12 protein-coding genes are annotated in these 11,358 nt (G+C 70.1%); 4 read left to right on the forward strand and 8 right to left on the reverse strand.

Features of this window, described 5'->3' with window-relative positions; all coding sequences use genetic code 11:
* Window positions 1-79: 79 nt before the first annotated feature.
* On the forward strand, window positions 80-949 hold the full coding sequence (locus tag KLK06_RS18755; RefSeq protein WP_214636755.1) for an MEDS domain-containing protein: 870 nt from the start codon (window positions 80-82) through the stop codon (window positions 947-949).
* A 55-nt stretch (window positions 950-1,004) separates the two neighbouring features.
* A complete protein-coding gene (locus KLK06_RS18760; RefSeq protein WP_214636756.1) occupies window positions 1,005-1,721 on the forward strand; it encodes an STAS domain-containing protein in 717 nt (238 codons plus the stop codon).
* Window positions 1,722-1,726: 5 nt separating this feature from the next.
* Here KLK06_RS18760 and KLK06_RS18765 read toward each other — a convergent pair whose 3' ends face one another.
* From KLK06_RS18765 to KLK06_RS18790, 6 genes are all read right to left on the reverse strand, one after another.
* Window positions 1,727-2,635, reverse strand: a complete 909-nt coding sequence (locus KLK06_RS18765) for an LLM class F420-dependent oxidoreductase (RefSeq protein ID WP_250905567.1) — start codon at window positions 2,633-2,635, stop codon at window positions 1,727-1,729.
* 109 nt (window positions 2,636-2,744) lie between these two features.
* Complete coding sequence (locus tag KLK06_RS18770) at window positions 2,745-3,695, reverse strand: catechol 2,3-dioxygenase (RefSeq protein WP_214636757.1); 951 nt, start codon at window positions 3,693-3,695, stop codon at window positions 2,745-2,747.
* A gap of 11 nt (window positions 3,696-3,706) precedes the next feature.
* Window positions 3,707-4,789 carry a 4-oxalomesaconate tautomerase gene (locus KLK06_RS18775; RefSeq protein WP_308168323.1) on the reverse strand — a complete coding sequence of 361 codons (1,083 nt, stop codon included), beginning with the start codon at window positions 4,787-4,789 and terminating at the stop codon, window positions 3,707-3,709.
* Window positions 4,790-4,850: 61 nt separating this feature from the next.
* Complete coding sequence (locus KLK06_RS18780) at window positions 4,851-5,561, reverse strand: 4-carboxy-4-hydroxy-2-oxoadipate aldolase/oxaloacetate decarboxylase (protein WP_214636758.1); 711 nt, start codon at window positions 5,559-5,561, stop codon at window positions 4,851-4,853.
* Entirely contained in the window at window positions 5,558-6,310 is a 753-nt protein-coding gene (locus tag KLK06_RS18785) for a PIG-L deacetylase family protein (RefSeq protein ID WP_214636759.1), read from the reverse strand. The genes KLK06_RS18780 and KLK06_RS18785 overlap by 4 nt, the downstream gene beginning before the upstream one ends.
* 43 nt (window positions 6,311-6,353) lie before the next feature.
* Window positions 6,354-7,004: a GntR family transcriptional regulator gene (locus KLK06_RS18790; protein WP_214636760.1), complete on the reverse strand. Its 651-nt coding sequence runs from the start codon at window positions 7,002-7,004 to the stop codon at window positions 6,354-6,356.
* Between the two features lie 194 nt (window positions 7,005-7,198).
* Here KLK06_RS18790 and KLK06_RS18795 point away from each other — a divergent pair, with 194 nt between their 5' ends.
* Window positions 7,199-8,548 carry an aromatic acid/H+ symport family MFS transporter gene (locus tag KLK06_RS18795; RefSeq protein WP_214636761.1) on the forward strand — a complete coding sequence of 450 codons (1,350 nt, stop codon included), beginning with the start codon at window positions 7,199-7,201 and terminating at the stop codon, window positions 8,546-8,548.
* 117 nt (window positions 8,549-8,665) lie between these two features.
* The gene (locus KLK06_RS18800) at window positions 8,666-9,517 is read left to right on the forward strand and encodes an alpha/beta fold hydrolase (protein WP_214636762.1); all 852 of its coding nucleotides are present in this window, start codon (window positions 8,666-8,668) and stop codon (window positions 9,515-9,517) included.
* Between the two features lie 75 nt (window positions 9,518-9,592).
* On the opposite strand, the gene KLK06_RS18805 is transcribed toward KLK06_RS18800, so the two are convergent.
* A complete protein-coding gene (locus KLK06_RS18805) occupies window positions 9,593-10,537 on the reverse strand; it encodes a polysaccharide lyase family 1 protein (protein WP_250905568.1) in 945 nt (314 codons plus the stop codon).
* 19 nt (window positions 10,538-10,556) lie between these two features.
* Entirely contained in the window at window positions 10,557-11,315 is a 759-nt protein-coding gene (locus tag KLK06_RS18810; protein WP_250905706.1) for a pectate lyase, read from the reverse strand.
* Window positions 11,316-11,358: the final 43 nt, after the last annotated feature.

Raw genomic sequence — 11,358 nt, forward strand, 5'->3', positions numbered from 1 at the left:
GGCAGCCTGTTGATCACTACTCTAAGTTCCGCAGCGATGCGGGCTCCAGGAGGTGGCCGCGATCGGGAAGGTGGCATGGGTGACGGTCGGTGCTGAAACGCAGATCACGGATCTGACGATCAACGATCACGCCTGCCTGACGTTCGGCGAGCACGAGGAGCTGCTCGATCTCACCACGGCCTTCGTACGGGATGGGCTGGCCGAGGGTCAGCGCGTCGTCTGGCTGGCGGAGGAGCCGACGCGCGGCCTGGCGGAGCTGGGACGGCGGGGCGTGGTCGCGCAGGAGGCCACGGCGGCCGGGCGCATGAAGGTCATGGCCTGCCAGGACGGGCTGCTGGACGGGCAGGCGTTCACGGTGGAGCACGCCACGCGGTGGCTGCACGGTCAGATAGCACGCACGGCGCGCGAAGGCTATCCGGGACTACGCGTGGCGCTCGACATGAGCTGGGCCTTACAGCCCGTGAGCGGCATCGAGCAGTTGCCGGCCTTCGAGGAGGAGATCGCGGCCACGCTGTCGGGTGGCAGCGCGGCGGTCCTGTGCCAGTACGACCGCGAACGCTTCGACCCGGTCACGCTCGCCTCGGTGTCCGGATATCACACCCGCACGGTCGCCGCGGCCACCTATCATCACGACGCGCTGCTGCGCATCTGCCGCCAGTACGCGCCGCCGGGAATCCGGCTGGCCGGGCAGATCGATCGGTCGGCCGAAGGCGCGCTCAGGCTGGCCTTGAGCGAAACCATCCGGGTTGACGGCGACATCACCGTTAACATGGCGGAATTGTCGTTCATCGACCTGTATTGCGCTCGTATGATCATAGATGCCGCCCGTAGCCTGCCCACGCCTCGCAGAGCCGTACTGCACTGCAGCCCTGCGACCCACACGCGATTCCTTCTGCTCGGTGCGTCCGCGATGCCCGGGATCAGCTTGGTGACCGCTCATGACGGGTAGCCGGCCGCCCCGCCGTCCGCCGTCGTCCTCCGGCGAGCTGAACGGTCAGCCAGACATGAAGCGGCCCGCTGAGCCGGCCACCCTCTTGGAGCAGCCCTTCGACCGCGACTCGATGTACGCGCTGCGGGTGACGCTGGAGGCGCACGCGATCCGGGCCGGCCTGCCCGAGGGCCGCAGCGCGGACCTGGTGCTCATCGGCCACGAGCTGGCCAGCAACGTCATCCTGCACGGCTCCGGGAGAGGATGGGTGCGCCTGCGTGTCGTGGACGACATGCTGCGCTGCGAGGTCGTCGACGGCGACGCCACCTCCCCGGAGCAGGAGACTCCCGGATGGCCGTACGAGTTCGGGCATGGGCTGTGGATGGCCCGCTGCCTCAGCGACCTCCACGCCGTGAGCCGTGGCCCCGGCGGCACCGTCGTCACCGCCGGATTCAGCCTTCCCCGCTCCGTCCCCACGGCCTTCCAGCTGACCCGCCACGACCACGACGACCGCACCACACTGACTCTGGCGGGGAACCTCGACCAGCGGACCGCTTCCGACGTCATCGCCGCCGTCCAGGCCCTGATCTCGACTACGACGTCCCTCCGGCTCGTCCTGGACCTGAGCGGCATGACGTTCTGGGACTCCACCGGCATCACCGCGCTCGTCACCTCACAGGCGAACGTCGCCGCGACCCCGGGCGCGACCATGATCCTGGCTGGGCTCTCCACCGAGTACAAGGGGCGGCTTGACTCCCTCAGCTTCATCCCGTTCACCTATGCAGGCGACTAGCCGCATCAGGTCGAGGTCAGATCGCTCCGGGCCAGGACGCGCAGGTGTTCCAGCAGGTCGCCGGCGGTCTCGGCGAGCGGCTGGACGCAGACGTGGTCCGCGCCCGCGTCGAGGTGAGCCCGTACCCGCTCGATGATCGTCTCCGGGTCGCCCCACGCCACGATGGCGTCGACCAGCGCATCGCTGCCGCCGTTGGCGAGGTCCTTGTCATCCCAGCCCAGGTCGCGCAGGTTGTTCACATAGTTCGGCAGGGCGAGATAGAGGGACATGAAACGACGGGCGGTCCGCCGCGCCCGGTCCGGGTCGGTGTCGAGCACGACCGTCTGTTCCGGGGCCAGCACAGGGTCCGGGCCGAGGATCGCGCGGGCACGGGCGGTGTGCTCGGGGGTGACGAAATAGGGGTGGGCGCCCTGGGTACGCGTCGCGGCCAGGTCCAGCATCTTGCCGCGAAGGGCGGCCAGCAGCCGCGGGACCGGGTTCGGCCGCGGGCCGTCGTACTCCGTCGCGTCCATGGCGTCGAGGTAGGTGCGCATCGCTGACACGGGTTTGCGGTAATCGTGGCCTCTCGACGACACCAAGGGCGCGTGGCTCACGCCCAGGCCGAGCACGAAGCGGCCGTCGAACGCCTCCCCGAGGGCGTTGGCCCCGTTCGATGCGGCGGTGGCGTCGCGGACCCAGATGTTGGCGATCCCGGTGGCGATCAGCATCCGCCGCGTCGCGCCGAGCAGGATCGCCGAATGAGACAGCGCCTCCTTGCCCTTCGGGCTCTCCCCTATCCACAGCGTCCCGAAGCCCAGGCTCTCCACTTCGGCGGCTGCTTCCCGCTCGAACGACGCCGGCTCGCCGCCCAGCGTGCTGTTCCAGACCCCTACTCGGCCCATGCGCCGCTTCAGCGCCGCGACATCGATCGTCATCTCGGACATCACACCTCACCACCTGTCTACTCGCGCGTCTCACGATACGCAGCGCATCACCGGGGCCGGTTAATGCCCGATTCACGGGTTGACTTGATCCCGCGGCGCCTCAGCCGAGCGGAGGGGTGCCGTGCGTGTGGAAGGACTCGATGGTCTTCAGGCCCCAGGCTTGCCCCTTGGCGCGTTCCGCCTCCGTCCAGGTGATCAGCGGCCAGTCGGGGGCGAGCACCAGGCGGGTGAGCGGGTTGCACAGCTCGATGCGGTTGCCGCCGGGCTCGTAGACGTACAGGAAGAACGTCTGCTGGATCGCGTGCTTGTGCGGTCCGGTCTCGATGTGGACGCCGTTGTCGAGGCACAGGTCGGCGGCGCGGAGGATGTCCTCGCGGCTGTCGGTGGCGAACGCGATGTGGTGCAGGCGCCCCCGCGTGCCCGACCGGTCCTCGGTGTAGACCACGTCGTACGACTTGTTGGTGAAGGTCAGCCACTGCGCGCTGACCCTGCCGGAGTTGAGCACGATCTGCTCGGTGGGCCTGGCCCCGAGCAGCCGGTGCGTGAAGTCGGCGTTGGGGGCGACGTCGGCGGCGAGGTAGTTGACGTGGTCGAGCCGCCGTACGCCGACACCCTGGCCGGGCTTGGCCTGCGGCTGGTTCTTCAGCCCGGGGCGCAGGTCGGGCGGCGCCTGGTACCACTCGCTCTCCCAGTAGAGGGCGATCTCGTGCCCGTCGGGGTCGCGGGTGACGTACAGGGGCCCGATCCCGGGCTCGTCCTCCACCCACGCACCGGTCAGGCCGGCGTTCTCCAGAGCCTTGACCCGCGCGTTCAGCGCCTCCTCGCTCGACGTCCGCAGCGCCGTACGGCGGATGCCGGAGGTGTCGTGCGCGATGAGCGTGAGGCTGTGGTGCTCGTAGTCGTCCCAGGTACGGAGATAGACCGAGTCGCCCGAGCGCCCGCTCTCGGTCATGCCGAGCATCTGGGTGAAGAACCACAGGCTGCGGTCGGGGTCGGGGGTGAGGAGTTGGACATGCCCGAGATGGGCGATGTCCCCCAGCGGCGGGGCCATGAGGAGCCTTCCTAGGTGTCGGACGGGCGCGGGTGGACCGTGCCGTCGAAGATCTTGCGGGCGGTGCGGACGACGGCCGTATGGGCCGCGTGAAAGGAGCCGGACGGCCCCTCCGCGACGGCGGTCTCGACGTCGAGGAACCCCGTCGGATGCTCGACGCGCAGCCGGTTCCCGGCGCCGGGGAGCACGGCGAGGTCGTGGCCGGTGCTGCCGGGGACGAGCAGGCCGGCGGCGACGCTCGCCGCGCCCAGCACGCCGATGGAGGTGTGGCAGCGGACCGGGATGAACGTACGGGTGCAGACGGCGCCGCCGTCACGGGCCGGCGCGAGCAGGGTCAGTTTGGGCACGGTCGTGTCGCGGACGTCGCCGAGACCCATCAGCTTCCCCGCCGCGAGGCGTATCTCGCCCAGCCGGGCGGCGAGCGCGGCGTCGCCCTCCAGCTCGGCCGGGCTCTCGTAGCCCGTGACGCCGAGGTCGGCCGCCCGGAGGAGGACCACCGGCATGCCGTTGTCCACGCACGTCACCTTGACGCCGGCCACGTCGTCGCGGGCGTTTCCGGTCGGCAGCAGCGGCTGCCGGTCCGCGCCGCCGGGGAACTCGATCACGATGGCGGCGGCGGTTCCCGGCACGCCGGAGATCTCCGTCGAACCGTCGTAGCTCACCACCCGGCCGGGGGTCGGGAAGGTCGCCGCGGCCAGTTCGCCGGTGTTGAGCATCCGGATCCGCACGGTGGTCTCGCCGTCGGCGGCCAGGACCAGTCCGCGTTCGACGGCGAACGGGCCGACTCCGGCGAGGAGGTTGCCGCAGTTCTGGCGGTCGGAGACCTCGGCGGTCTCGACGCCCGTCTGCAGGAACAGGTAGTCGACGTCCGCGGCGTCGTCGCCGGAGCGGGAGACGACGGCCACCTTGCTGGTCAGGGGGTGCGCGCCGCCCAGGCCGTCGATCTGGCGCGGGTCGGGGCTGCCCATGACGCGCAGCAGCAGGTCGTCGCGTGCCGCCCGGTCGGCCGGCAGGTCCTCGGCCAGGAAATAGGCTCCCTTGGAGGTGCCTCCGCGCATCAGCATGCAGCGCAGACCGCGCTCGCCGGCGCTCACGTCGCGGTCCTCCCGCGGTAGCGCTCCTGGGCCATCCCCTCGCGGTCGCACTTCTCGGGCGTCACGTCGCCGTCCCCTCGCGGTCGTACTCCTCCGCCGTCACGTAGCGCACGCCCAGTCGCGCCAGCGTCTCGCGCAGGCCGTAGCGGTCGAGGCCGAGCTCGCCGGCGGCGAACGCCGCTCGGGCGGCCTCCTCCTTGGCCGTCCTGGCCTCGGCCGCCTTCACGGCCGTGCCGACGAGGTCGCGGGGGACGCACATCACCCCGTCGTCGTCGGCGAGCACCGCGTCGCCGGGCCTGATCACCTGGCCGCCGACCACCACGGGCACGTTGACCGAGCCCGCGGTCGCCTTGACCGTGCCCTGCGCGCAGACGGCCGCCGACCAGACGGGGAATCCCATCGCCCGCAGCTCCGCGGTGTCACGTACGCCGGCGTCGATCACCAGCCCGCGCACGCCGCGCCGCTGCAGCGCCGTGGCGAACAGCTCCCCGAACATGCCGTCGGTGGACGGCGAGGTGGTGGTGACGACCAGCACGTCCCCCTCGCGACACTGCTCGACCGCCGCGTGGATCATGAGGTTGTCGCCGGGCCAGCACAGGACGGTGACCGCGGTGCCGCTGACGCGCACGCCCTGCTGGATGGGCCGCAGCCCGGGGCCGAGACTTCCCGCGCGGCCCAGGGCCTCGTGCACGGTGGCCACTCCGAACCCGGCCAGCGCGGCCACCTCGGCGGCGTCGGCCCTGGGCGGACCGGTGACGATCACCCCGGTCATGCCAGCACCGCCGTCACCTGGGGGTAAGGCCGCATGTACGCCTCGCCGTACGTCGTGTGGGGCAGCCCCAGATTCGGGCCGGCATTGCGCTTGAGCTGCACACCGCGGCGGGTGGCCAGGTCGGTGTAGTAGTCCCACATGTGCCGCTGCGCGGGCAGGCACTCCATCGCCTTGCGCTTGGTGTCGAAGACCTCGGTGATGTCGAGCAGCACCTGCGGGGTGAAGCCGCACATCTCCGGCTGGTGGGGCTCGAAGAAGAACACCGGCGGCGCGCCGAGCGGCTCACCCGACGCCGGGTAGCCGATCGCCTGGGCCAGAACGCGGGCCTGCAGCGCCATCCGGGCGGCCGCGGGGTGGTCGCCGTTGTAGGGATCCTCCAGCGGATGCGTGAGCACCACGGTCGGCACGACCTCGCGGTAGACGCGTACGAGCTCGTCCGTGAGCTCCGGCGTCTCCCGCAGCGGGTAGTCACCGGCGTCCAGGAAGCGGATGCCGGCCCCCAGGGTCGCGGCGGCCTGCTCGGCCTCGGCCCGCCGCAGTTGTTTGATCTCGTCGAGGGATCTGCCTTCGCGCCAGGCCTTCGCGGACTCGCCGCGTTCGCCGAAGGACAGGCACACGATGGTCACCTTCTCGCCCCGCGCGGCGGCCAGGGCGATCGCCCCGCCCGCGCGCCAGACGAAGTCGCCGGCGTGCGCGCTGATGACCAGGGTGGACTGCGCGGGAGCTGCCGGCTTCCCGTCGTCGGTCATTGTCGTTCTCCTCGGTGTATGGGGGTCGGTCCGGCGGACGGCGTCATTCGCGCAGGGCGTCGATGACGCTGGCCAGGTGGGCGTGCACGGCCACCTGGGCCGCCTCCGGGTCGTGGGCGCGGATCGCCTCGATCAGCGCCAGGTGCTCGTTGAGGGACTTCTGCGGACGCCCGGGGCGCAGGGCGAGCTGGAAGCGGTGCCGGACGAGCTGGGCGTTGAGCCGTTGCAATAACTCGACCGCGACCTGCTGCCCGGAGATGTCGCGGATGTAGGCGTGCAGCTCGTGGTTGAGCGCCGAGTACGTCAGCGGCTCGCCGTCGGCGACCGCCTTGACCATCGCCTGGCCCAGGGCCGCGAGCTCGGACAGCTGCTCGTCGGTGGCCTGCGCCGCCGCCTTGGCCGCGCACAGCCCCTCGAGGACCATCCGGCACTCGGTGATGGCGACCGCCTCCTCGACGGAGACGACCCGTACCCGGGCGCCTCGGTTGTGAATGCGCTCCACCAGCCCCTCGGCGGTCAGGTCGATCAGCGCCGCCCGGATGCTGCCTCGGGTCACCCCGAACCGCTCCGCGAGCTCGCCCTCGACCAGGCGCTGGGCGGGAGCCATCTCGCCGCGCGCGATGGCCTCGCGCAGGCCCGTGAGCGCGTGCTGTTTCGCCTGTTCACCGCTGATCGGGCCGTCTACGTACGGCATCGGCCGCCCTTCCTCTGTACGTGCGTGTCGAGGCTAAATCTAGGGCAACAAAAATGTCAACAATCTTGTTCGCTATATTGCCAACAGGATTCTGGCAAGTTACGGTCGGCGGCACCGGGCTGGCCTGCACCTCCACCGCCGCCACACCTGATCGCGATTCCAGCCCCCCAGGAAACCTTCCGAGAGGAATCAGGATGTCCTCCACCCCACCCGCCGTCGCCTCGGGACGGCCCACCAGGCTCGTCGTCCTGGTGATCGCCTTGTGCTGGATGGTCGTGCTCTTCGACGGGCTCGACATGTTCATGTACGGGGCCGTACTGCCCAAGATGCTCGACGACCCCACCCTGGGCCTGACCGCCGCGAAGGGCGGCGAGATCGGCAGCTACGCCACCTTCGGCATGCTCGTCGGCGCGCTCGCCGCGGGCACCGTCACCGACTGGGCGGGCCGCAAGAAGGTCATCGCCGGATGCTGCGCGCTGTTCTCGATCGCCTCGGCCGTCTGCGCCGCCGCGCCGTCGCTCGGCGTGTTCGGCTTCGGCCGTCTCCTGGCCGGTCTCGGTCTCGGCGGCCTGCTGCCGATCGCGATCGCCATGGTCGTCGAGTACGCCCCGCGCGGCCGCGGCAACCTCATGATCGGCGTGCTCATGACCGCCCACCACGCGGGCGGCATCCTCGCCTCCGCGCTGAGCCTGTGGCTGGTGGCGCCCTTCGGCTGGCGCTCGCTGTACTGGGTGGGGGTCGTGCCGCTGATCATCGCGGTGCCGCTCGTCGCCCGCTTCCTCCCCGAGTCGCTGGGCTTCCTGGTGGCCCGTGGCCGCCGCGACGAAGCCGAGGCGCTCGCCCGCCGGCACGGCGTCGATCTGGCGGAGTTCCCCGCCAGTCAGGACACCTCGGCCACCCGCCCCGACCGCTGGGCCGGCCTGCGCGGCCTGTTCCAGAACTCCCTGTGGCTGCCTACCGTGCTGTTCTGGCTCGCCTCCTTCGGCGGCCTGCTGCTGGTCTACGGCGTGAACACCTGGCTGCCGACCATGATGCGCGCCAACGGCTACGAACTCGGCTCCGCGCTCGGCTTCCTGCTCGTCATCAACCTCGGCGGCATCGTGGGCATGCTCGTCGCGGGGCGGATCGCCGACCGCTTCGGTGCCACCCGCGTCTCCGCGCTGTGGTTCGCGCTCACCGCCGTCGGCACCTTCCTGCTGGGCATCCGCATGCCTCTGCCGATCACCTACATCGTCGTCTTCCTCACCGGTGTGTGGCTGTTCAGCGCCCAGACGATGGTGTACGCGGCGGTCGCCGGACGGTTCCCCACCGAGAGCCGGGCCACCGCGCTGGGCTGGACCGCCGGCATGGGCCGCTTCGGCGCGGTCTTCGGGCCCTGGCTGGGCGGTGTCCTGCTGGCCAACCACGCTCAGAGCTGGGGCTTCACCGTGTTCGCCATCACCGCGGTCTTCGGCTCGATCATGATCACGCTGAGCGGCCGCAGCGGCAAGCCGTCCGCTCCGACCGTCCCGTCCGGGCGGCCCGGTGATGCCATGGCCACCTGACGCGGTGACGGGCGCGGCTTCGGGAAGCCGCGCCCGCGAACACCAGGCAGGAGCCGGCCGGAGGAATGTGATTCCCGCCCGCTACCGGGGAGAGGTGGCCAGAGGGGGAGGTCGAGTATGGACAAGATCAATGACCTGGAGAGCAACGCGGGCACACGGCTGCGGATAGACCGCCTGGCCAGTGAAGACGTGCCGAGCATCAGCCGGCGAACATTCTCTGCGCTCACTCTGGGAGCGGCCGCGGCTTCGCTGGCCGATCTTCCGTCGGCGCCGGCAGCGGCGCGTACCCGCCCCGTGCGCAACGTCGTACTCGTGCACGGCGCGTACGCGGACGGCTCATCGTGGATGGAGGTGATCGAGCGTCTGCAGGGGGCCGGCCTGAACGTGACGTCGGTGCAGAATCCTCTCACCTCACTCGCCGACGACGTCGCGGCAACTCAGCGTGCCCTCGCCCTGCAGGACGGACCGGCCATCCTGGCCGCTCACTCCTGGGGAGGCACGGTCATCTCCCAGGCGGGGCTTTCCCCCAATGTCGCCGGCCTGGTCTATGTCGCCGCTCGCGCTCCCGACGCCGGCGAGGACTACGCGGTTCTCGCCGCGAAGTACCCCACACCGCCGGCGAACGCCGGGCTCGTCGAAGCGGATGGCTTCAAGCAATTGAGCAAGGAAGCATTCCTGCGGGACTTCGCCGGCGGCGTTCCGACGAGACGCGCGCTCGCTCTCTACGCGGTGCAGGGCCGCATCTCCGATTCGCTGTTCGCCGCGAAGACGACTGTCGCGGCATGGCGGCACAAGCGCACCTGGTACGCGGTGTCGAAGAACGACAGGACCACGTCACCTGAGCTGGAGCGGTTCCTCGCTGCTCGTATGAGAGCGAAGACCATAGAACTCGACTCCAGCCACCTGTCGATCGTGTCGCACCCCACAGAGATCACGAAGCTGATTCTCGACGCCGCGGCCAACCGTTGACCGCGCCCCGGGCCGCCTCCCGGTGCTGAGCGCGGTCTCCCGCCTCGGCGGGGACCGCGCTCATGGGTCCCGCCGTCAGATGGAGATCCGACCGGCGCCGGCGCCGCCGATCACGATCGACTTGACGTTGGACGGAGTGTCGAGCGTGTAGGAGTAGGGGATCGATCCGACGCTTCCTCCGGCGTCGCCGCTGCCCGAGTTGACGAAGTAGTTGTTGCGGGCCACCAGGTTCCCGGCCGGGGAACTGCCCTCACCGCGGTGGTACGGGTCGTCGGTGTTCTCGAAGAAGTTGCCCTCGACGAGCACGCCGGCCTCCTGGGTGGAGGCCACGCCGTAGCTGCCGACGTTGCCGTAGAAGTTGCTGAACACGTGCACCGGGTTGCCGAAGCGCACGCGCGGATGGCGCTGGTTGGTGCCGTCGAACCAGTTGTGGTGGTAACTCACCCTCAGGTGGCCGCGGTCCTCGGCCCCGTTGCTGTCGCTGTGGCCCAGGAGCATGGTCTTGTCGTGGTTGGCGAACCTGTTCCAGGAGACGGTGACGTAGTCACTGGCCCGCTTGATGTCCACGGCGCCGTCGTAGCCGTTGCTGAAGGAGTTGTGGTCGATCCACACCCGGGTCGAGTACTGGACGTTGATCCCGTCGTCGTTCCAGTCGCGGAACGTGAGGTTGCGGATGATCACGTTCGACGCCTGGGAGACGTTGAACCCGCAGCCGGCGATCGTCGCGCCGGAGTTGCCGATGACGGTCTTGTTCGAGGCCACCTTGAGCATGCCGGAGCAGGAGATCGTCCCGGACACCCTGATCACCGCGGCCGAGCCGGACGACAGGGCGCTGGTGAGCGCGGCGGACGTGTTCACCGTCGTCGCCGTCGCGCTGCCGCCGCCCGTGGTGCCGCCGCCCTGGGTGGCCCAGCCCACCAGGGCGGTGTCGGCCGAAGCCGGCGGCGTGATCACGGCCAACCCGCCGATCGCGGTGGCCAGGCCGGTGATCAGTGTGAGGGTACGTTGCGGTGTGCGCATCTTGTGCTCCTCTGCTGGGTTACCGGTAGGTGATGTCCGAGCCGGCGTAGAAGCAGTTGACGCCGTCGGCGCCGCTGCCGATCTTGGTGGGTTCGCCGCTGGTCACGCCCTTGTACTTCTCGCAGATCACGATCTTCTTGCCGGAGTCGCCGACGATCGTGATGCCGGAGTACCTGGCGGTGTCGCCGTAGTTGGTGTTGATGCCGGCGAGCGTCTTGCCCGGGTACGTGGCGGTGACGTTGGAGATCACGACGTGCCGCGCGTACTGGGTGGAGCAGTTTCCGCAGGAACGGTAGAGCTTGCCGAAGTTCTCCACCTGGAAGTTCCTGATGTACATGGTGCCGGGGCCGTTGTGCTGGAAGACCTTGTCGCTGGCCGCCCTGGCTCCGCCGCCGTCGATCGTCATCGACTGGGACGACGAGGTCCCCTTGAAGGTGGCGGCGTCCTCGCCGACGTCCTCCCACCAGACGTTCTGGAGGGTGCAGGTGCCCGTGCAGTGGATGCCGTCGGCCGCCGGTGCCCCGATGATGACGTTCTTCAGCACCGCGCCGTTGGCGAGCTTGAAGATCGGGCTCTGGCCCTCTTCCTGCCCGCCGCTGCCCAGGGGCCCGGTGCCGTAGTAGCGGACCATCTGGCCGTCGCGCGTGCCCGACACGCTGATCGTCGCGCTGACGGGCTGCTGGCCGCTCGGCGTCGGCCAGGTCGCGGCGGATGCCACCGGCCCGCTTCCGACGGTGCAGGCCAGGGCCAGTGCGGCTGCTGCCATGGCCAGGATCATGCTTCTCACGATTGCCTCCCTGCGGATGATCGTCCACATATAT

Source organism: Nonomuraea sp. NEAU-A123 (genome assembly GCF_018603905.1).
Lineage (GTDB): Bacteria > Actinomycetota > Actinomycetes > Streptosporangiales > Streptosporangiaceae > Nonomuraea.